Annotated in this window: 13 protein-coding genes; 5 read left to right on the forward strand and 8 right to left on the reverse strand. The window is 40.3% G+C overall.

Going from position 1 to position 22,549, the window contains the following annotated elements; all coding sequences use genetic code 11:
- Positions 1–2: 2 nt before the first annotated feature.
- Both GARC_RS25215 and GARC_RS25220 read right to left on the reverse strand, forming a co-directional pair.
- Complete coding sequence (locus GARC_RS25215) at positions 3–2,369, reverse strand: TonB-dependent receptor domain-containing protein (protein ID WP_007625883.1); 2,367 nt, start codon at positions 2,367–2,369, stop codon at positions 3–5.
- A 387-nt stretch (positions 2,370–2,756) separates the two neighbouring features.
- Positions 2,757–5,030, reverse strand: a complete 2,274-nt coding sequence (locus GARC_RS25220; RefSeq protein WP_007625885.1) for a CehA/McbA family metallohydrolase — start codon at positions 5,028–5,030, stop codon at positions 2,757–2,759.
- 862 nt (positions 5,031–5,892) lie between these two features.
- Between GARC_RS25220 and GARC_RS25225 the strand changes: the two genes are divergently transcribed.
- On the forward strand, positions 5,893–6,861 hold the full coding sequence (locus tag GARC_RS25225; RefSeq protein ID WP_007625886.1) for an alpha/beta fold hydrolase: 969 nt from the start codon (positions 5,893–5,895) through the stop codon (positions 6,859–6,861).
- Positions 6,862–7,037: 176 nt separating this feature from the next.
- Here GARC_RS25225 and GARC_RS25230 read toward each other — a convergent pair whose 3' ends face one another.
- Entirely contained in the window at positions 7,038–9,203 is a 2,166-nt protein-coding gene (locus GARC_RS25230; RefSeq protein WP_007625887.1) for a hypothetical protein, read from the reverse strand.
- Positions 9,204–9,710: 507 nt separating this feature from the next.
- Between GARC_RS25230 and GARC_RS25235 the strand changes: the two genes are divergently transcribed.
- The 3 genes from GARC_RS25235 (at position 9,711) to GARC_RS25245 (ending at position 16,062) form a co-directional block, all read left to right on the forward strand.
- Entirely contained in the window at positions 9,711–12,683 is a 2,973-nt protein-coding gene (locus GARC_RS25235) for a TonB-dependent receptor (RefSeq protein WP_007625888.1), read from the forward strand.
- A 158-nt stretch (positions 12,684–12,841) separates the two neighbouring features.
- Entirely contained in the window at positions 12,842–14,356 is a 1,515-nt protein-coding gene (locus tag GARC_RS25240) for a tryptophan halogenase family protein (RefSeq protein ID WP_007625889.1), read from the forward strand.
- Between the two features lie 11 nt (positions 14,357–14,367).
- Positions 14,368–16,062: a CRTAC1 family protein gene (locus GARC_RS25245; RefSeq protein WP_007625891.1), complete on the forward strand. Its 1,695-nt coding sequence runs from the start codon at positions 14,368–14,370 to the stop codon at positions 16,060–16,062.
- 104 nt (positions 16,063–16,166) lie between these two features.
- Here GARC_RS25245 and GARC_RS26860 read toward each other — a convergent pair whose 3' ends face one another.
- The 5 genes from GARC_RS26860 to GARC_RS25265 all read right to left on the reverse strand — a co-directional run bounded on the left by GARC_RS26860 (position 16,167) and on the right by GARC_RS25265 (position 21,146).
- Positions 16,167–16,322, reverse strand: coding sequence for a hypothetical protein (locus GARC_RS26860; protein WP_007625893.1), 156 nt, complete (start codon positions 16,320–16,322; stop codon positions 16,167–16,169).
- Between the two features lie 191 nt (positions 16,323–16,513).
- Positions 16,514–18,058, reverse strand: a complete 1,545-nt coding sequence (lysS, locus tag GARC_RS25250; protein WP_007625895.1) for a lysine--tRNA ligase — start codon at positions 18,056–18,058, stop codon at positions 16,514–16,516.
- 35 nt (positions 18,059–18,093) lie between these two features.
- Positions 18,094–19,192 (reverse strand): peptide chain release factor 2 gene (gene prfB / locus GARC_RS25255; protein ID WP_153811026.1). Its coding sequence is split into 2 segments (ribosomal slippage): positions 18,094–19,116 and positions 19,118–19,192, totalling 1,098 coding nucleotides; the frame shifts between segments, so codons are not numbered across the junction.
- A gap of 122 nt (positions 19,193–19,314) precedes the next feature.
- On the reverse strand, positions 19,315–20,214 hold the full coding sequence (locus GARC_RS25260) for a DUF2785 domain-containing protein (protein WP_007625898.1): 900 nt from the start codon (positions 20,212–20,214) through the stop codon (positions 19,315–19,317).
- A gap of 101 nt (positions 20,215–20,315) precedes the next feature.
- Positions 20,316–21,146: a mechanosensitive ion channel family protein gene (locus GARC_RS25265; protein WP_007625899.1), complete on the reverse strand. Its 831-nt coding sequence runs from the start codon at positions 21,144–21,146 to the stop codon at positions 20,316–20,318.
- 353 nt (positions 21,147–21,499) lie between these two features.
- Here GARC_RS25265 and GARC_RS25270 point away from each other — a divergent pair, with 353 nt between their 5' ends.
- Positions 21,500–22,537 carry a succinylglutamate desuccinylase/aspartoacylase family protein gene (locus GARC_RS25270; RefSeq protein WP_007625900.1) on the forward strand — a complete coding sequence of 346 codons (1,038 nt, stop codon included), beginning with the start codon at positions 21,500–21,502 and terminating at the stop codon, positions 22,535–22,537.
- Positions 22,538–22,549: the final 12 nt, after the last annotated feature.

The following is a 22,549-nucleotide window of genomic DNA, read 5'->3' on the forward strand; positions in this document are numbered from 1 at the left end:
TGTTACAAGACGAATTTAGCGTTAAGCGCCGCAATACGTGGTGCACCAATCCAACCTGCACTTGGCGCTATAGAGCCAAGGTAATCTTGGTCAAAGACGTTGTTTACTGTAAAGCTCAGCTCAATACTGTCGATAGCTCCACCAATATCATATGCCGTTTTACCAATATACAGATCACTTACTATGTAAGAGTCAGTTTTCTGGGTATTTGCTTGGTCTAAGTAGCGCTCACCTACGTACTTAGTGCTAAAACCAGCGTATAAATCACCTTTGCTATAATCAAAGCTAATCACAGCCATGTCTTTAGCACTACCTAACACAGTATTACCGCGGAAATCTTCGTCCGTGTAAGTAGCATCATTTTTTGTATAAGAAACGTAAATACCAAAATTGTCGTTGAAATTGTAATCAACTGAAGCTTCGATACCGTCTGACTCAATACCACCGTCGTTAATGTATCCTCCTGCAGCGGCTTCTAAGAAGTCAATGCCATTAACATCTTCATTACTCACAAAAGTAATACGGTTTTCAAACTTGATATTGTAATAAGTAAGACTGGCATTAAAACCTGGGCTTGAATAACGCAGACCAAGGTCAATGTTATCCGCAGTTTCAGGTTCAACTAAACTTAAATCAGTATCGTCACGCTCTAACACAGCATCTTTAATGGCGGCAAAGTTTTCTGCATAACCACCAAACACTTCTAGGCCACGCAACGGTAAAGGAGCAACAAAACCAGCTGAAATTAAGGCGTCGGAGTCTGAGGATACGTTCAAGTCATTAGCAGGCGTAAATTGATCTTCTTTAACTACCTCAACATTAAACTTCTTTGCACCCAGGCGGAACGTGGCAAAACCAGCATCTATTTCGTCTTCAACGTAGTACATCAAAGTCTCTACAGGGAACTCACGATCATACTGAACCCAGTAAGGATTGTTCTCTGCTCTAGGGCTTGATGCTGCATCAATAGTTTTATGCCAGTCACGATATTCATCACGCTGATAATCTTCATACCAGAAACCACCGCGTACTGTATTTTCCATACCTGCGATACTAGTGTTCCATTTAAAGTCAGCATTTATGCCGTAGCGCTTTTTGTTGTAATGAGTGTGACGATTAGAACTGACAGGCATAGCACCTTGCTCGTAACAACCTGGGTCTAGAGCTGCCCCGGCTCCGCCATAAGGAAAGCCGATAGAGCTGGCACAGCCTTCAATAGGTGAAAGTGACTGACCTGCACGGTCAACAAAATAAATGAGCCCCTGAGATGCACCGCCGTATATGGTGCTAGAAGCATCTAGTTCTGAGTTAGGATTACCGGCGCCGTCATCGATAACATCCACCATGTAATAAGGGATCCATTTACCTGCGCCTTCGTTCTCGTGGTAATAGACATTAGAGCTAACATCCACATCACCCAAAGTAAAATCTGCTTTTACATAAGTAAACAGGTTTTCACGCTCAGTAATCCAACCTTCACGCCAGACCTGATCTTGATAAGGTACACCTGTCCAAACTTCAGTTAATCCATCCCAATCTGGGTTTTGCTCATATTGTGCTAAGCCATAGACGCGCTGGTAAGTATATTCCTGAGCGTCGTCATAACTGATATAAGCGGTTAAATTAACTTCACCAATGCGACTGATTATTTTACCTTCAGCATGATCTCTAGAGTTCGTTATTGAACCGCCCATATAGTCGTCGTTTTGTTGACTTGATATAGACAACCAAGCAAAAGTGTCTTGCGCGATTTCACCGGTATCGTAGCGAACATAGACTTTTTTCGCATTGTACTCACCTAAAGTGGTACTGACTGTAAGTTGCTCATCAAACGCTGGAAGTATAGTAGTGAAATCTAGCGTACCGCCCAGTGCTTCGTTTGAGCGACTGCCTATGTCGGCGGTACCTTGAGATACTTCTGTGGCGCGTAAATTTTCAGTATCGATATAACGGCTGGCTTTAGTACCACCGCCGTAATTTGAATTACCGTTAGAAATGCCATCAACTGTCATGCCTATTTGCTGGGATGCTAAATTCAACTCAAAGCCGCGGATTGAAATGCTTGTTGACCATTCATCGGAACCAAAGGGGTCACCTTCAGTTACCAATACGCCTGGCAGGTTATCGATCAAAGCCAAAGCACTTGTCATAGGAGTTTGCTGTTTTTTCATTTCAGCAGAAGATGCGGCGTTTGCGTAAGAAACACTGCGGCCAGTAACCACAATGGATTCCATTGGTTGTTGTTTTTCTTCGGTTTTAGCTTGTGATTCTTGATCCTCTTGAGCCATTGCTGGTAACGAGGTAATAGATATTGCAGATAGCACAGAGAGTGCGATTAAACTTTGCTTCATGGGCACATTAGTGTTCATAGAAAATCCTGTTTAGTTTGTGTGTGTTTATTATGTGTGGGTGCAGATCCTCAAGACTGGGTAAATTGTGATTTCAGGGTTTATATTAATTGATTGTTCAATCAATATCAAATTTGATTAATTGAACGTTCAATTTAAAATAAAATAGCCACATAAAAATCATGCATTCTGTTTGAACTTGAACGGCTTGAACTACCGACAAGCAGCAATATTCTCTTATTGTTATTTTTCAAAATTTTGGCGACAGCCAAATTAAGGCACTTGAGTCTAGGCAGACAAGTCCATGACCTATTAACAGCTTATCAATCACCCAAAAAAAAGAGGGCATGTTCACACATGCCCTCTTTATTTGATCTTCTATTGTTTTAATACACTAACTAACACACATCAGAATTGTGTTTTATCCACCAACTGCAGCCATATAGGGTTTGAGAAAGCTTTGTGTTCCTTATTATCCTCAACAACTAAACTTAGCCATCCTGATTTTAGAGGTAAATCAAATACCACAGAGGCATTCTCGCCAGTTAAGCTTTGCTCACTGATCACACCTGCATTGCCAATTAACTGCACAGACTTAAGGCCATTGACTGATAACAGCTCAAAACTAATAGATTGCGGCTGATTTTTAGCTAGCTTTATGGTGTCGCCAAACATCACATTTTGCGGATAGATTATTGGACCAAACGACACATAAGAGCGGCCATTTTTCATCGCCTGAGCAAAGGCTTTAGCGTTTGGTTTACTGCCTGTATATACAAAAATACGGTTAAGCCCGCTGGTTTCATTCCACACATCATGGGTGTCAGAACCAGCAGTATAATAATAAGGTAGGCCTGCAGACCATAACTGGCGCGCTTTCTTAACTACCTGCCTATAATCCACTACTGCATTTATCTCGAGCAGATCAATGGCTGGGTCAAAACCACCCACTGCAGTATTTTTCTCTAGACTGCTTAGATAACCATAAGGAATGTAGGGATGGTTAGAAGCAACTACTGTTGCTCCCATATGCCTAGCATCTTTAATGATCTGATGGATATCATCCACCCCAGGATCTACCGATAGTTGTGCGCCAATATCAATGGGGAAAGCATTAAAATGCCCCCAAGATGGCGAGAATTCTATTGATGGAATAAAGGGTATGCCACGTTTATCCGATAACGCTTTAATAGTCCCATGGTTCCTGATGGAGTCATGATCACTGACAAAAGTAACATTTAGACCCGCAGCCAGCTGCGAACGCACTAGATACTCTGGTGATGTCGAACCTTCCAGTACATCTGAATGATGATGCAAATCACCGGCATACCAGCCTTGTTGTGTTGGATAAGTACTAACCGGTATTACGCTGGCCAGATGGCTGGTTTTATTGGCAACAACGCTGACATCAAGCAATACAGGTTTCGCTAAAAAATCGCCACCAGCAGACACTTTAAGCTGATAATCGCCAGGGGCCAAAGTGAATTTTGCCTGCCCAACACTAGTTAACTCAGTGAAAAAGGTTTTTGCACCAAAAAATTCAATCAAAGGTTTAGCACCTTTTTCAATCTGAATTTTAGCGTCTAATGCCGCTCTTGTTTGAGCGTCTGTTACCTGAATATTCACTTCGCCTGGGGCCAAAAGATCGCTAAATGAAAGGCTTTGCGAGCCACCATTTTTGATACTTATGTCTTGTATTGCACTGTCTGAATAACCTTTACTGGTGGCGTATACCTGATAATCCCCCACAGGTAGGTCAAGCTTATATTGGCCATTCTTACCCAGTGCCCAAATGTATGGCACACCATCCTTGAGCACTACAAGAGCAGGCTCATCCACAGACTTACCCTGTTGTGTTTTCACCTTGCCTGTTAATGTTCCGGCTGGCAGATTTTTACGCTCAATCTCGGCACTAACCACAGGCGCAAGGTCGCCACTGGCCAGCACTTGATAGTCACCTTCAAATGACATGGATTGTGATTTTTTCAAGCTATGTTTTGTGTAGAGATCCCGCGATTGATATCTCAGTTCTGTCATATAAGGTGCATGCAAGGCAACCGCCCAATCGGCGCCATAACCAACAAAACGGTCTGCTAAAGGCTCAGTCACTAGCGCCTCTACTTTTCCCGCATAACCGGGTACGGCAAACTTATAACCGCCATCGGGCCACAATGCGTAACCGGATAACATATCTGCTAATGCTTCCCCTTCGTTGGTCATCGTGGTTTTAACATGAATAAGATCAGAACCAGTTGCTAGGCTATAAACAGTGCTAATGACCACCTCACCAAAATCCCGAGTAATCTTAACTATCGCTTCGTCCTTAGAATCTTTAATGATATCGAGCTTTTGATAAGTGTTCGGCCAGCTTGACCAGTTGTTCGGCATAAAATCCGCAAAGGCAACACGATCATGACTTAAAGATCCATCCTTTCGAACGTTGGCAATATCCACAATACAACCACGGGCTACCCCCCAAGGAGGCGCTGAACCTAACGCTAAAGAAAACGCCAACTTGTCATTTCTAATGGTTAAGTCTTTCTCAGAAGTCGCGTTGCCACCCGGGATGATAGTTTTGCCGTGAATAATACTGACAGCTGCATGACTTTGCGATGAGACAGCCAAACCAGAAGCTAACATTAGGGCACAAACAAAGGGGAAACTGCGAAACGGTTTTATCATTATTCTTTACCTTATGCAGACAATAAAGCCTGCTTTTTTTGCTAATGAGATTAATAGCAGTAGCTTGTAATCGAAGCTCAGCACCTGAGTCTATTAACGAGCATACGAAGAATCGCTATGATTGTAACTTCAGGTATTTTTATTAATTGAACGTTCAATAAAAACAAAGGTTAAGGTAATAGCGCTGACTATTCAAGGTTGACAAAGTTATTTTACAAAGAGAACAGCTTATGAAAATCTAAAAAAAGAACCTCGATTCTTTTTTATAAAGGCAAATATATAAAGCCCCCACCAACACCATTTGGATATCCGCTTTAACACTACTGCTAGTTGGACTCATTGACATTCAATAGAATTTTAGGCATTAGTTCACCATTTGAATAAGTTGAAGTCAGTAAACAGGTTATGCCTCCAAAGCGGTCATTAGTATTTAATTTTAACCTGACTACATTTAGTTCCTAGCCTAAATTGAAGTAAAACAAGGCTACTTAAAACGTAGAATTAGGAGACCTTTTTATAATTTAATTAACAATGAACAGCTAAAAATCGTAATAACAGTAAGGTACGGCATAATAGCCTAAAGGTTTAAGTTTCCAGTCTGGTAGTAGAAAAAGAGCATGTAAAAACAAGCGGGCTTTATTTCCAGAGAAACAGCCAAGGGTGAAAACGGTTAATGGTTAGTCGTCGTCCATTGGGAAACATTAAAAAATGCTGATGCTTCAATGAATAGTTTTACGGGAAAAAGCGCTATAAAATACCCATGTAAAAATGAAGTTCGATAGACTTAAAATATTAATTTATTTTCAATAAAATTTAAAAGGTAAAACAGTACAAAATGAAATGTATATTCACATGTTTTTTAATGCTAATTAGTTGCTCTTCTTTCGCTCAAGAAAGTAAGTTGCAATGGTTAGACTTAATGCTTAGTAATTACCAATACCCACATGCGGTTGAGTATTTTACTGTTAACACACAACAACAAAAACTTAAAATGGCCTATATGGACATAAACCCAATTAATAATAACGGCCATAACATAGTACTTCTGCATGGTAAGAATTTTAATGGAGCTTATTGGGAAACAACAATCGATGCTTTAAAAAAGGAAGGTTATCGAGTGATAGTGCCGGATCAAATTGGTTTTGGAAAATCATCTAAACCTGATAGTTTTCAATATTCTTTTCAAGAATTAGCGACAAATACTAAAGCGCTTTTAGATTCTTTGCATATAAAAAAAACAACCATTTTAGGGCATTCTATGGGGGGGATGCTAGCGGCAAGGTTTGCACTTATGTATCCAGAAACCACTGAAAAGTTGGTTTTGGAAAATCCAATCGGTTTAGAAGATTGGAAATTGTTGGTGCCTTATCAGACTGTTGATTGGTGGTATCAATTAGAGATGAAAAAAACCTATGAAGGCATCAAGGCTTATCAACTTAACAATTATTATGACGGCAAATGGAAAGCAGAATACGCCGAGTGGGTTAATCTTTTAGCTGGTTGGAATCTTAACTCTGATTACCAAAAGATTGCATGGAATGCAGCTTTAACTTACGACATGATCTTTACCCAACCTGTTGTTTACGAATTTAAAAACATTCAAAGCCCAACCTTATTAATTATCGGTACCAGAGACAGAACAGCTCTAGGCAAACCTTTGGTTTCTGAAGAGGTGAGAAAAACAATGGGGTTATATGAACAGTTGGGTAAAACCACCCAACAAGCGATCCCTAATAGCACATTAGTTGAAATAGAAAATATTGGTCATTTACCACATATTGAAAGTTTCGATAAATTTATTACACCTTTAAAATCATTTTTAGCTGAATAAATGTTGAAGATAATTAGTTAGGCCGCCATCTTTAAAAAGTAGCAAAACACTGCTTTATCTTAAGTTTTAAGGTATTCAAGTAGCCAAGGATGGGACAACACATACAAAAAAGCCGCGATAATCTCGCGGCTTTTTTTACACTTATTTTTGTCAATTACAAAAACATCAGCTAACGATTATTCCTTAACGGTTATCGTTAATACCGGTGCGCCAACTATGGTCGCATCGACAGTAAAGATATAAGTTGTTTGTTCAGCAACCTCTAATCTTATATTTTCCGTACCGCCGTCATTTTTTATGGCAACAGTTAACGGCTCGGCAGCTAACACTACATTCATGTCAAGCAATCCACCAATAGTTGAATCATCTTCCCACTCAGCAGAAGCCACTTTAAACTCATGAGTTGCCGCGTCTAAAGTAGTTTCTAGGGTAAAGATACCTGCAGCATAAGTGAATTCATAGGCAGCGTCGTTACTCCAACCGTTCATAGTTCCTTTAAGCATCAAAGTTCTGGCAGCAAAAGGTGTGTATTCACTTACCACTAATACCGGTGCATGTTTGTCGGTCGCATCAATATCAAACTGATACATAGCTGGTGCATCAACTACAAACCTTAAGTTTTCTGTGCCACCGTCATCTTTTACCGCTACTGTAAGTGCTTCATCCTGGGTAATTAGGTTATTTTCAGGTAAGCCACCTATAGAAGCTGCATCGTTCCAATCATCTGGAGCAATTTTAAACTCATGAGTGGCGGTATCTAACAAGGTTGCCAAAATATAGTGGTTGTCGGCATAACCAAAACCAAAACCTTCAACTTGTGACCAATCGTTCATAGTCCCTTTTAGGTACAATGCATTGTTACCGTAAGGCACAGCTGTGCTGACCGTTAATATCGGCGCTTCAGAAGAAGTAGCATCAAGTACAAATTTATAATTACCCGCTTCGGCAATAGTGATAGCGATGTTTTGTGCAACACCTTCACCAAACACTAAACTTTTTGACACATCTAGGTCGAGCATTTCGTCACCTAACGCAGCACCAAAATTAGTATCATCAGTCCAGGTTGCATCGGCCACTTTAAATTCGTAATCAGTCTCAGCTAAAGTGAAAACAGAAGTGTAAATATTCTGCCCTTCATACACCATAGCTTGAGTGTTGCTCCATTCGTTTAAGGTTCCTTTTACGTACATAACCTTTTTAAGAGGCACTTCTATGACAGTTAAAACAGGTAATTCAGGGTCGGTCGCATTAAAGATAAACTGATAATTAGCGTCTGCTGATACAGTAAAAGTTATGTTTTGACTAACATCTTCTCCCACTACAAGGGTTTTATCTTCTCCCAATACAACTGGCTCTTCAGTAGCTGCCGCGCCAAAAGAAGTAGGCTCTGACCAAAGATCATCTGCAACTTTAAAGCTATAGTCGTCTGCTGAAGCTGTTAATGAAGCAACCATGGTATAAACACCATCAGCATATTCAAATACGTATTCAGCTTTAATTTCATCTGTAGCTTCGTCACCAAGCCAACCGTTAAATGAACCTTTCAAATAAAGTGTTGCATCACCTGGAACAAAAGTTACTAAGGCAGTTGGGTCATCGATACATGCATCGCCCGTCTCGTTCAATATCAGTGGTTCGTCACAAGTAAGTGTTGAGCCACCTGGTACCACTAATGAATCAAAGGTACGTGGATGAGGAAAAACAAGGTCTAAACCTTCAAGTAAAAAGAAGCGATTAGTTGGATTAACAGTTTCGTCTGCTAGCTGTGCAATGGCAGTAAATTGAACTTGAAGACTTGCATCAAAATTATAAGGGATCCAGTTACCACAATTAGGATTAGTTTTTGTATCCATAACCCAGTAAACACCAAAATTTGGATCAACACCTACCGGATCAATTGGGATACCCCAACTTGTACCTGTTACCGCATCATCACCACCTGGTGCATCAAACATTGCCCATGAAGTACATTGTCCTTCATTGAAGGCATGTAAGCCCCAACCTGTATATTCTTCATCTTTTAGTGCGTAATATAGAACAACTTCGCCATCTTTAGGGACGTACTCAGGCTCAGGCATAGTGATGCCGTTGGTGCCATCTGGCCATGCGCCAGTATCCATAGCACACAAGCCCAAATCGTTAGGTACTTCAGGATAGTTACAAGGCACAATAACAAGTTCACATGCCGAACCGTCTTCGGTTAACGTTTCGGGGGCTTTACATATTAATAAGGTATCTGCGGTGCCGGTCAATCCTACTTGATCACCTCCACAGCTAGACAATACTGCTGCAGATAATGCAAACAGCATAGTAGTTAAAAGTTTCTTCATGTACATAGACATAAATGGTTTCTCCAAGTGTGTTACTCAGCTGCTAGCCTGTAAAAGCTAATAGCTTCGATGGTTATTTCTCTAGTTATTAAAATGACACTGTCACGTAATCAAAAAACTATTCCAGGAGTCCTTACCATCATGCTCAGTGTAGGAATTCGCATCTACTATCATTCGAGCAAGGCTATTGTTGATTAATTGTAATATGTTGTAAATGAAATACATGGCTTATGAATACGTATTCATAATTTGCAGCAGATACGCACAAAAACACCTATCCAGTTGTTTTTTAAGGTAATAATTGAAATTAACTCTAATTTAAGCGCCATTTTGGCATTTTCGCATGTTAATAAAAGGTTGTATTTGGGCCCCGAGCTATTAGCATTATCATCGTCACGTTACACCTAAAACTTCCTAAATTAGATATGGATTATCGAATATTTTTACAGTTCACAAAGACGCTACATATAAAAGGTGTCTGGTCTGTAAGTTACTAGAACACACTAGGAAATACACATAATGAAAAAATTTAAACCGAGCCTAATGACGCTCAGCCTTTTGGCAGCAGGACTTACCTTGCATGCTAGCGCGAGCTTTGCTCAAGAAACTGATGCAGTGGCTGAACAAGAAAGTGAATTGGAAGTAATCCAAGTTAAAGGTTTTAGAGGCAGCGTTATTAAGTCTTTAAATACTAAACGTTTCGCAGACACTGTGGTGGATGCCATATCTGCCGACGACATTGGTGGTTTACCTGACGTATCTATAGCCGATGCTTTAACACGTTTACCGGGTGTAACATCGGTGCGCCGTGATGGACAATCAAGTGAACTAAACATCCGTGGTTTATCCGGTGGTTTTGTTTTATCTACACTAAATGGTCGTGAACAAGTTTCTTCTGCAGGTGGTCGCTCGGTTGAGTTTGATCAATTTCCATCTGAACTAATTTCAGCAGCGCAAGTATATAAATCACAAAAAGCGTCACTCATTGAAGGCGGTGTCGCCGGTACAGTAGAACTAAAAACAGCCAGTGCCCTAGATAATGACGAAGATCAAAAATTCCGTATTTCGGCCCATGGCAATACCAACAATGCTGTGGCAGATAGTGAATACCTAGATTCATTTGGTAAGCGTATTACCGCTTCTTATCAAGCCAAATTACTTGATGACACAGTTGGCGTCTCAGTGGGTGTGGCTATGATGAGACAACCCACCATAGCTAATCAATTTATTAGCTTACAGTTTGATGAATACAGTGATGAACTAAACAATTCTTTGTCGTCAGAATATGGCGGGATTTATGACGGTTTACCTGAAAAACTTTTTATGTCTGATGGTTTTGAATTACATGATCGTGGTGGTGAAGACTCCCGTGACGCCTTTGTTGTTGCCTTAAACTGGGCACCAAGAGATGATCTTCGTTTCCAATTTGATGGTTTTCATTCAAAATTTGATTCAGAAAAATTTGACCGCGGCTTAAGAGTCGATGGATTATCCTCAGTCAGATTAGCCAATTTAGGAGGCAATCCGAACGCGGGGGTATTAACTGATGCAGTATTAGCTGGCAATGCCCTTATAGGAGGCACGTTCTCTCGTGATCCTAACAATATGGTTGATGCGCCACCTTATATTACGTCCCAAGTGGGTAGCATTCGGGTGCAATCGCAAGCTGATGATGCCACTACAGAAAGTTCCGTTTCATCTTGGGGTTTAAAAGGTGAATGGGATATTAATGATGACTTGTCTATGACGGTTGATATTGCCCATTCAGAGGGTGATGAAGACAGTAAAGACAGAGTTATGCGTATGGCATACTTTGAAGATTCAAGCATTGATACGCCAGTCATCGATGATAATTTAGTGGTTCAATATCAATTAAATGGTTTAGAGTCCCCTACAGTTAGCTTTAATCGTGATTTTACTGATGTTAATCATATGATGGTGGTAGCTGCTGAGGCTTACCCACGAATTGAGTCAAACTCGTCTGATGCCATTAGAATTGACTTCCAATATCAAGTGGATAACGACTTTATCAGATCAATTGAAGCCGGTATTCGTTCCTCAAAACGTGAATATACATTGGAGCGCGGTAGATTTGTATATGGTGTTTCTGACCAATCCGCAAGAAACGGACAATATATTACATATGGACAAGATGCTGACGGCAATACTATTGAAGTAGAACGCTTCCAGCCTTATCAGTTATCTGCTGACGAAGTAACAGTGTCTACCTTAGGTGGTGATTTCAATAACATGCCACAATACCTTACCTTAGATGTTGAACAAGTATTGAATAGTTGGATACCAAACGTTGACCAAACTCCTACAACAGATTGGAATAATGCTTGGACTTTAACACAAAATAACGTGATTGAAGAAAATGTCACTGCTGCTTACATTCAAGCCAATATAGATACAGAACTTGGCAATTTCCCTGTACGAGGTAATTTTGGTATTCGTGCAGTTGAAACTGAACAATTAAGTACAGGTTTAATCGATGTAGGTCCAGGCAACGGTGATCCTATTGCCGATGACAATGGCCTAATTAGCACTAATTATGTCCGAGGTACTGAAGGTACAACCTACACTGATTATTTACCTTCATTAAACTTAACCTTTGCTTTAAATGACGAGCAATTAATCCGTTTTGCTGCGGCCAAGGTGTTAGCTCGTCCAGATATGAATAAGTTAGCATTAAGTGGTGGTGTGAGTATTAATGAACGAGAAGGCACAGAATTTCTCGATTACAATAGCTCTACTAGCCCGTTTTTACGCCCGTTTTATGCGAATCAAATCGATATTTCCTATGAGCATTATTTCACAGAAACTGATGGCGCATTTGTGGTTGCATTATGGAATAAAGACATCACAAACTTTGTTGGTGAAATAACCGAGAAAAATTTCGATTTGGCTCAAATTGGCATCGAAATACCGCCATTATTTGATACTAATGGCGTACCTAGACAGTTTGAAGATGGTGATTACACTCACGCAGAAAATAATGCTGAAGGCGGTTATATGCGCGGCATTGAAGTAGCCTATACACAAACCTTTAATTTCCTTCCTGACTTGTGGTCAGGACTTGGTATAAACATCAACTGGTCCTACACAGACAGTGAAATTACCCGTCCATCAGCAGTACCTGGGGAAGCTGGACAAGATGCACCACTGGAAGGTTTATCGAATAGAGTCTTCAGTGGAACATTATTCTATGATTATGATGAAAAACTGAATGCAAGAGTCAGTGTTCGTCATCGTGGACCATACCTAAGTCGACAAATTGCCATTGGAAGTGATCAATCGGCTTATTTTAACGAGGAAACAATTTACTCAGCGCAAATGTCTTATAACTTTTCAGAGAATTTGCAAGCTGTAGTATCTGTTGACAACTTAACTGATGAACCTAACATTTCATATTTTGGTGATACAAACCGTACTGGTACTATCCAATATTTTGGCCGTACCACTTACTTCGGTGTTAACTACAACTTTTAATTGTTAGTTAAAAACAACAAGAGCCACAATATGTGGCTCTTGTTTATTTTCGAGCATAAATATTGGGTTAGAGCTTTTTAATAAATGAGGCTTTAACCCAATGTGTAAACTCAGTTCTAATTAGTTTACCTTTAATTTAAAAATCCTTTGCAGAGACTATGAACACAACTCTTACTGCCAATAAACATATAGTGATCCTAGGCGGCGGCACGGCTGGTTGGATGGCTGCTAACTTAATGGCTGCCAAATGGCAAAAAATAGGTATTCAAATTACCTTAGTGGAGTCACCTGCTATTGGCACTATTGGTGTGGGCGAAGGTTCGACTCCGCAGCTCAAATCCTTTTTTGACCAAATTGGGGTCGAAGAGCATGAGTGGATGCCAGCTTGTAACGCCACCTACAAAAATGGCATACGCTTTAATGGTTGGTCATCTCGCCCTGGGTTTGAGAGTTATTTTCATCCTTTTGCTTCTAGAATTGATGCTTTTTCAGCACCCGCGTTGTTTTATAACAGTATTCATAGGCGTAAGGGGATTAACGTTGATTGTCATCCAGACCGTTTTTATTTGTCTGCTAAATTGGCTGAGCAGCACAAAACGCCTATTCCGGATCACAATTTCCCCTTTCCTATTGGTTACGGCTATCATTTTGATGCGAACTTATTAGGTCAGTTTTTAGCAAACAAAGGGATAGCCAAAGGCGTTAAACACATTCAAGGCAAAGTGTTGAATGTGGGCATGCAAACCAATGGCGATATAGCCAATCTACAGCTAGACGATGGCAATACAATCATCGGTGATATTTTTGTTGATTGTTCTGGTTTTAATGGTGTTTTGATTCAAAAAGCGCTCAAAGTACCTTTTGTGAGTTTCAAAGATAATCTGTTTAACGACAGTGCTGTCGCTATCCCCTCGCCTACTAGCCAGCCACTCAGATCACAAACGATATCCACCACAATGAAATATGGTTGGGCATGGGATATTCCGCTTACCAATAGAGTCGGAAATGGTTATGTGTATAGCTCGCAGCATTGCACCGCGGAACAAGCTGAGATTGAACTAAGAACAAAACTAAACTTATTAGATAGCGAGGTTGCAGCCCGTCACCTAAAGATGAAAGTGGGACGGGTAGAAAAACACTGGTATCGCAACTGCTTAGCAGTAGGTTTATCTCAAGGGTTTATTGAGCCCCTTGAAGCCACCGCCTTACATTTTGTGCAAGAAACCATAGAAGGTTTTATTGAAGCTAACGAAAAAAGTAACTTTTCTAACACCCACCAAGATGAATTTAACCAACAGATTAATCAACGTTTTGAAGGTATTCGCGATTATATTGTGGCTCACTATCGATTGAGCTCCAGAGACGATACTGATTATTGGCGAGAAAATTCTGCCAACCCACATATTTCAAATCAACTTAAACGCATAGTCAAAGGTTGGATGGCAGCAGAAGATATCACCCAAACCATCCAGCAAGCCAAGATACAAAGTTACTACCCACCTTTTTCTTGGTTATGTATTTTGTCAGGTTATGGAATATTTCCTGAACAATTGAGCGACGTGCCACAGGATAATGTGGCGCACAAATACGACCTTGATTATGTTGATGATTTTATTCAACGCTCTAGTCTTAACTTTAATGATCATAAAACATTTTTAGATCTTCACTATTAGTAGTAATAAATATGAATCAAATTAAACAATCAACCTTATCCACTGCCATATTTGGCATTTTGCTACTCGGTTGTGGTGGTGGCTCATCAAAAGATACTCCCACTTCTGTTATAAAGACTCCAGAGCCTGAACTGCGCAGCGGCGTGCCAGTAATAGTTGATTCAACGTCTGCCCAAGGGAATAGCACTCATGCCTGTCATTCACCTAGCGTAGATACGCTTGAATTAAGTTTTACCGATATATCAACTCAAGCAGGACTAAATTTTAGTCATTCAATGCCTAATGGTGACGGTATATTGAGTATGTCTGGGGGCGTGGCAGCTGGAGACTTTGACAACGATGGCTGGGTCGATTTGTATGCCGTTGGCGGTGATGGTCGAGAAAACCTACTATTAAAAAATATGGCAGACGGCTCATTTTCTGATATGGCAGAGTTTGCAGAAGTAAACTTACTAGCCAAAGGAAGTGGTCCTGCATTTGGTGACTTAGATGGTGACGGTTTACTCGATTTATTTGTTGGTAGTGTGGGTGGCTCTGATCCTAAACTTTATTTAAACAGAGGAAACGACAAATTTTTAGATATCACTGAAACTTCAGGTTTGGTTTTACCCGGCAACAACTTCGGCGCGACTTGGGGAGATTATGACAAGGATGATGATCTCGATTTGGTGATTACCCACTGGAGTAGTGTCAGCAGCGACCACTACGCTTATTTTTGGCGCAATAATGGTGATAATACCTTTACTGACGTAAGTGCCCAAGTGGGTTTAAAAACGGTTATGCAGCAGTTTGGTAGTCGAGACAAATCTTTTACTCCCACTTTTGCCGACATTGATAATGATGGCTGGCAAGATTTGCTGCTGGTATCAGACAACCACCGCACCCGTATTTTTAATAACAATCAAGATGGTACATTTTCTGATAACACTGACAGAGACGTGATCAGTGATAATGCCGGAATGGGATCCGCCGTGGGCGACTATGATAACGATGGTGATTTGGACTGGTTTGTTTCGGCCATTACCTTTAAAGACGGAGTCAAACATTTTGGTTCATTAACCCCAGGAAATCGTCTCTATCAAAACCAAGGTGATGGCACTTTTATTGATAAAACTGATGACGCTGGGGTTCGCGATGGTTACTGGGGATGGGCCGCATGTTTTGCCGATTTTAATAATGATACACATTTAGACATATTCCATGTTAATGGCATGGAAGGTAGTAATATTGATCCTAGGTTTAAGGAAGACCCTTCTCGCTTATTTATGTCTAATGGCGATGGCACTTTTACTGAGTCATCATTGGATCTTGGTATTGATGATACAGCCATGGGCCGAGGGTTAGTCTGTTTTGATTATGATAAAGATGGTGATATTGATTTATACACGGCTAATTACAATCAAGCCCCGAAGTTATTATGTAATTCAGGTAGCAACAACCACTTTGTTAATATTAAACTGCTTGAAAAGTCAGCTAATACTCAAGCTTTAGGTGCCCGTATCTATGTAACAACTGACGGTGTTGAACAAATGAGAGAACTAAGAGCCGGCAGTAACTACGTATCTCAGAATCCTGTTGAAGCACACTTTGGATTGGCGCAAGCAACAAGTTTGCAACGAGTCAGGATAGTCTGGCCAGACGGTCAGCAAAGCCAACTAGACGATTTAAGCCTAGATCAGTTTATAACCATCACCCGAAACGACTAACTCCAATTCGTATGCCAAAACATCCGCCTATTGGTGTAATGCCGTTCACATAAGGTGAACGGCATCTTTGCTTTTGGCGATAAGGTATCAGTTTTTAGATACCTTTAAACATCGGAATAACTTCGCTTAGAAGGGAGGTTATTATCTGGCACCTTATCGACTAGTTTTGCGGCTAAATTCATTTCATTTTCAGCAACACTATTAACACCATTGGAGTTGAGACAAGATTGGATAACATCAGGCTCTAATACGTCTGACAATAACCTGAATTCAGTGAGACGATGATTGATGTAAGGGTGAGCGCTTCTGAGAGTTCCATAAAAAAATCCGATAACAGTATACTGATATCGGATTTTGGACTGTTCTAAAGATCGCTCAACCGATCGCTAAAATATTTTTAACTGTTCGGCATTACACCTAAGTGTCCTTTTTACAATCTATAACCCGTAAGCTATTCTGCTGGTACTTCAGGCTTCATATGTGGGAATAAAATCACATCTTTAATGGTTGGGCTGTCGGTAAATAACATCACCAAACGGTCTATGCCTATGCCCTCACCTGCTGTCGGTGGTAAGCCGTATTCCAAGGCACGGATGTAATCTTCGTCAAAGTGCATGGCTTCGTCGTCGCCAGCGTCTTTTTCTTCAACTTGTTTACGGAAACGTGCAGCTTGGTCTTCTGAGTCATTTAACTCTGAGAAACCATTAGCCAGTTCACGGCCACCCACAAAAAACTCAAAACGGTCAGTAACAAAACTGTTGTTATCGTTTCTACGTGCTAGTGGAGAGACTTCCCAAGGGTAAGCAGTGATGAAAGTAGGTTGATCGAGTTTTTCTTCGGCTGTCGCTTCGAAAATTTCACACAAATATTTGCCTGCGCCCCAAATGCCATCAACCTCAGGCTCTTTGATGTGAAGCTGTTTAGCCATCACTTTAAGCTCAGCTAAATGGTTTTCAGGATCGTTAATGGCATCAACGTTAGCATCTGGCCAGTATTTGATTACTGCCTCGTTCATGGTTAAACGAGCAAATGGCTGACCAAAGTCATAGTTTACTTCGCTAACTACTTCGCCTTCAGCGTCTTTAGTGGTGTTTTTAATGATAGTTGTACCCAACACGTCTTGCGCCACTTTACGTAACATTTCTTCTGTGAGATTCATCAAGTCATGATAATCAGCATAAGACTGATAAAACTCTAACATGGTAAATTCTGGGTTATGTCTGGTAGACAGACCTTCATTTCTAAAGTTACGGTTGATTTCAAACACACGCTCAAAGCCACCCACAACTAAACGCTTAAGGTAAAGCTCTGGAGCCACACGTAAATACATATCGATATCAAGAGCGTTATGATGAGTAGTGAAAGGTTTAGCTGTAGCACCGCCCGGTATCACTTGTAACATGGGAGTTTCCACTTCCATAAAATCACGTTCGATTAAAAAGTTACGAATGCCACTGACTATCTTACTGCGGATCATAAAAGTATCGCGAGTGTGCTGATTAGTGATCAAGTCCACATAACGCTGACGATATTTGGTTTCTTGATCGGCTAAACCATGGAATTTTTCAGGTAATGGACGCAATGATTTAGTCAACAATTGGTATTCAGTCATATTCACATACAAATCGCCTTTACCGGATTTGTGTAACTCACCTTTTACGCCAATGATGTCGCCTATATCCAAGCTACCGTAACGTTCTTTAATATCTTTTTGGATATCTTTGGAAGCATAAGACTGAATGCGACCTGTCATATCTTGTAGTGACAAAAATGGTCCACGCTTAGCTAAGATACGTCCAGCAATACTCACTACTTTACCTAGTTCTTCTAAAGCAGGTTTTTCATGGTCACCAAAAGCTTGCTGTAATTCATCACTGTAAAATTCACGACGAAAGTCATTGGGGAAACCATTGGATTGGCAGTTTTCTCTTATGTGAGAAAGTTTAGCGCGGCGCTCTGCAATCAACTTATTTTCATCTTGTGTGTGTTCGGTCATCAACTTTCCTGATATTTCTTTGCTGCGTTAGGTAATTACAGACCAGATTTTAAGCTGGCTTGAATAAATTTGTCTAAATCGCCGTCTAATACGGCTTGTATATTGTGGGTTTCTACCCCAGTGCGTAAATCTTTAATCCGTGAATCATCCAATACATAAGAGCGTATTTGGCTGCCCCAACCTATGTCAGACTTGCCGTCTTCCATAATTTGTTTTTCTTCATTCTGTTTATGCATTTCGTGTTCATAGAGCTTGGCCTTTAGCTGTTTCATGGCCTGTGCTTTATTTTTATGCTGCGAACGGTCGTTTTGACACTGCACCACTATGTTAGTGGGTTCATGGGTAATTCGCACCGCCGAATCGGTACGGTTAACGTGTTGGCCACCTGCTCCCGAAGCACGATAGGTATCAATTCGTAAGTCTGAGGGATCAATTTCGATCTCAATATCATCATCCACTTCTGGATAGGCAAAAACAGAGGCAAAAGATGTATGCCTGCGACTGCCAGAATCAAAAGGCGATTTTCTAACTAATCTATGAACGCCTGTTTCTGTGCGGATCCAACCAAAGGCATAATCGCCACTAAATTTAATAGTGGCACTTTTGATACCGGCTACATCACCGTCGGACACTTCAATCAACTCGGTTTTAAATCCGTGGGCTTCACCCCAGCGTAAATACATGCGTAATAGCATATTAGCCCAATCTTGCGCTTCGGTACCACCGGATCCTGATTGAATATCAATATATCCATGGTTAGCATCATTGGGGCCTGAGAACATACGTCTAAACTCGAGTATTTCGAGTTTTTTCATCAACTCGGCTAATTCAGACTCTGCTTCATCAAAAGTATCTTGGTCTTCGGCTTCAACTGCCAATTCAACTAAACCTTCGACGTCATCAGTACCTTGAGCTAATATTTCAATGGTTTGCACAACCAATTCAAGGGCAACTTTTTCTTTACCTAAAGCTTGAGCACGCTCAGGCAGATTCCATACATCAGGGCTTTCTAATTCGCGATTAACTTCTTCAAGACGTTCTTTCTTCTGATCATAGTCAAAGATACCCCCGAAGCGAATCGGCACGTAGTCTTATATCCGCTAAGGCATTATGTACAGGGTTGATTTCAAACATAAATAATACAGGTAAACTCGAAATTAAAGGACGCGGATTTTAACGGATTTTCCCATAGAATGACAGTATATGGCGCGTAACTACCCTATAAATTAATCATTTAAGTCATACGAATATAACTCTTAGCCTATTTTTTTTATGAGTTCGGCAAGTTTTGGCTGCATTGATTTTAATGCGGAGTTTTCACTTCGTGCCGATATGGCAAAAATACTATAAATAAAGTTTCGAGTATTATGCAATTTTGCTAAACCTTCTTTATCACTGTATACACTCTGCCAGTCATTAAAAGGGGCTGGGCTAGCAACACTCTCAAGGTAACTCGCCACTTCTTGTTCAGTATGTTCGCCACGTAAAACAATATAAATAAATGCCATGGCCAAACGTTTTGGCTCTCCAAATACATAGAAGTGTGGCTGTTGTGGTGATACTTGGGATTTAAGCGCATCCAACAATTGCCCGAGTTGTACTTTTGAAACCTTGTTATTCAATGAAAGTTGTAAAATCACATCTGCAGTATGGGCAACTGCATGTCGCCAACCTTGTAGATCATCAAACCCTCTATAATCAACAATATTAACCATATAGCTGGTTGTTACCTTTATCGCTTTTTGCAGTTCATTTTCAGTAAGGTAGGGCTTGATACGGTCAACTCGAAGCACTTCAGACAATACTAAAGCCGCAAAAGGTTGCGTGAAATTTAAGGGATCTTGATTGGTCTGTTCTAATGTATTGATGAGAAAATCAAACATTGTTTTAATAGTAACTTGGTCTAATAAGTTGCCTCGTAACCACTCACTTGTCGCTTCGTATACAATACCGTCGCGCACTTTAGGATCCGGCGAACCAAGGCATAACAACAACTTTACAGCTGTTTTGTTTCTATCTTCAGTGGCTTCAATTACAAAATTTTCATTTTTCAATGTCTGTAGTGCAGCATCGCTAAAATTGCCGCTGCACTGACTAGCCTGTAAGGCAGAAGATATTGCCAATAACACAATAAGAGCGATTAATCGTCTTTTCATCTAATTTCCAAATTACATTCAACCGAACTGGGTTCGGTAAAGTTTTAGGTATAGGGCGGATCCCGCATTTGCTGTCACTTTTAAAAGACTAAACATCTAGATTAGTCTTGCTTAATTTTGTTTTTCTCAGCATACCAGTAACGCATAAAATCTTTAGTTATCGCTTGTTGAATTTCTATTGCCAGCTCTGTTGGACAAAATATAGTGATTTCCACAACGTTGTCGCCTATCTCAGATGTAGAGACTTTAATTTGTGGTTCAGGACCAGCTATTTTCACATCTAGTCGTCTTTCTAACATCTGATTGTAACGTACCGCCACTTCATGAAAGTCAGCACAGTAAACCTTGGCATTTTTGATTACCTTTTGAATAATGCCATAAGGATTAACACTTTGATCACGAACAATCACAAAATGGTGAGTCGCATAACGCTTTAGAAAATTTAGATTCTTAATAGGGCTGGTCATCAACTTATTGTTCGGAATAAACAACGTTTTACCTGTGTACTCGTAAGTTTTTATATCCACTTCTAATAAGGTACTTTTGATCCAATCAGTCGCAGAAACTTCACCAACAAAATCTTCAACTTCAATCCATTCGCCGATGCGAAATGGCCGAGTTGAAACTAAATAGAAAAAACCAATAATACACTGAATAAATTCCCTAGTAGCCAACACAATAGCCACAGAAAAAGCCGCAATTGAAAATGCAAACTTTTGCATCTCTTCCGCCCAAAGACTAAATAAACACACTATGAGCACAAAATTAAGAAAATTCTTAACGTTGTTAACTAAGTCTCTGCGGTCTTCACCTTTATTTTTAGCTTGTTTACGTACCAATTTTACTAGAACGTATTTCGTCAGCAGCGCTAAAAACGTGATTGAGAAGGTTAAAATTAATTTGTTTTCAAAAATATTTTGTATAAATTCCATATCTGATCTTTGGATTGATGAGGTGCGCAAAACCCAGAGTATACACAACAATAGTTCTTAGCTTAATTTGATTCGTATCCTAATCAAAATAACGCTTTACGTTAAGCCACAGCTGCACGTAATATGCAAAACCTAGAAAATTAGGTGGTGCGGCTGTTGTCATCAATTAACTTGAACCTAAACAAGACATTTTTATTGTACTTACTGATTATCTCAAGGCGTCAGTAATAGTTACGGTTAATTCATCTTCCAAATGGGAAGATATTAAAACAGTAATAGCAAAGATGTGGCATGGATGGTCATTCAATTTATCGAAAAAATGCCAACCTAATAAAACTAAAGGATAAGGCTAAATGAAAGATCTTGAAATTGGTGGCGTAACCATAAAACGTGGTGAAACCAAACGCATTGAATTACCTATGCCACCTTTATATACGGATACTAGGATGTCAATGCCAGTGCATGTTCAGCGCGGCAGACGAGATGGGCCAACTATATTTGTCAGCGGCGCTGTGCATGGTGATGAATTAAACGGCATTGAGATTGTCAATCGCTTGCTCAAACACAAATCACTAAAGTATCTAAAAGGCACACTTATAGCAGTACCTATTGTAAATGGGTATGGGGTATTAAATCAGAGTCGTTATTTACCCGATAGACGAGATCTTAATCGCAGTTTTCCTGGTAGCGCCAAAGGCTCCATTGCGGGAAGACTAGCGCATCTATTTGTAAATGAAATAGTCTCAAAATGTGACGTTGGCATTGACTTACACACAGGCGCTATTCATCGTAGTAACCTTCCTCAAATCCGAGCCAACTTGGACGACGCAGAAACATTAGCTATGGCAGAGTCTTTTGGATTACCTGTTTTACTCAACGCCGACATCAGGCCAGGTACACTTCGCCAAGCAGCTGGAGACTTAGGTGTAAAAGTACTCCTTTACGAAGCTGGAGAAGCTCTTAGATATGATGAGTTTTCCATACGAGCTGGGGTCAAAGGTGTGATTAACGTGATGCGTGAAATCGGCATGTTAAATAAGCGCAAACGCAAAGGTCATAAAATATCAAAGTTTGTTGCACGTCAAAGTGGCTGGGTACGTGCTACTGAAAGTGGCTTTGTTAACCATGTTGCGCAATTAGGTGATCATGTCAATAAAGGTGGCGTATTGGCCATAATTGCCGACCCCTATGGAACTGAATTATGCAAAGTCCTTTGCCCTGAAGAAGGTGTGGTCATAGGCAAACAAAATATTCCCTTAACTCAAGAGGGGGAAGCCATGTATCACATTGCTTATTTTAGAAAACCTGATTCAGTCGCCGAACACCTAGGACTGCTACAAGACAACCTGCAAGACGACTTGGTTTTAGAAGACCCTACTATTATTGATTAAAGAGTAACTTAG

The sequence above is a fragment of the Paraglaciecola arctica BSs20135 genome, assembly GCF_000314995.1.
GTDB classification, from domain to species: domain Bacteria; phylum Pseudomonadota; class Gammaproteobacteria; order Enterobacterales; family Alteromonadaceae; genus Paraglaciecola; species Paraglaciecola arctica.

Excerpts from the sequence above, each read along its gene's own strand:
- GARC_RS25215 (WP_007625883.1), bottom strand. The coding sequence starts at position 2,369 with ATGAACACTAATGTGCCCATGAAGCAAAGTTTAATCGCACTCTCTGTG.
- lysS (WP_007625895.1), bottom strand. The coding sequence starts at position 18,058 with ATGACCGAACACACACAAGATGAAAATAAGTTGATTGCAGAGCGCCGC.
- GARC_RS25240 (WP_007625889.1), top strand. The coding sequence starts at position 12,842 with ATGAACACAACTCTTACTGCCAATAAACATATAGTGATCCTAGGCGGC.
- GARC_RS25260 (WP_007625898.1), bottom strand. The coding sequence starts at position 20,214 with ATGAAAAGACGATTAATCGCTCTTATTGTGTTATTGGCAATATCTTCT.
- GARC_RS25270 (WP_007625900.1), top strand. The coding sequence starts at position 21,500 with ATGAAAGATCTTGAAATTGGTGGCGTAACCATAAAACGTGGTGAAACC.
- GARC_RS25230 (WP_007625887.1), bottom strand. The coding sequence starts at position 9,203 with ATGTCTATGTACATGAAGAAACTTTTAACTACTATGCTGTTTGCATTA.
- GARC_RS25235 (WP_007625888.1), top strand. The coding sequence starts at position 9,711 with ATGAAAAAATTTAAACCGAGCCTAATGACGCTCAGCCTTTTGGCAGCA.
- GARC_RS25225 (WP_007625886.1), top strand. The coding sequence starts at position 5,893 with ATGCTAATTAGTTGCTCTTCTTTCGCTCAAGAAAGTAAGTTGCAATGG.
- GARC_RS25220 (WP_007625885.1), bottom strand. The coding sequence starts at position 5,030 with ATGATAAAACCGTTTCGCAGTTTCCCCTTTGTTTGTGCCCTAATGTTA.
- GARC_RS25245 (WP_007625891.1), top strand. The coding sequence starts at position 14,368 with ATGAATCAAATTAAACAATCAACCTTATCCACTGCCATATTTGGCATT.
- GARC_RS25265 (WP_007625899.1), bottom strand. The coding sequence starts at position 21,146 with ATGGAATTTATACAAAATATTTTTGAAAACAAATTAATTTTAACCTTC.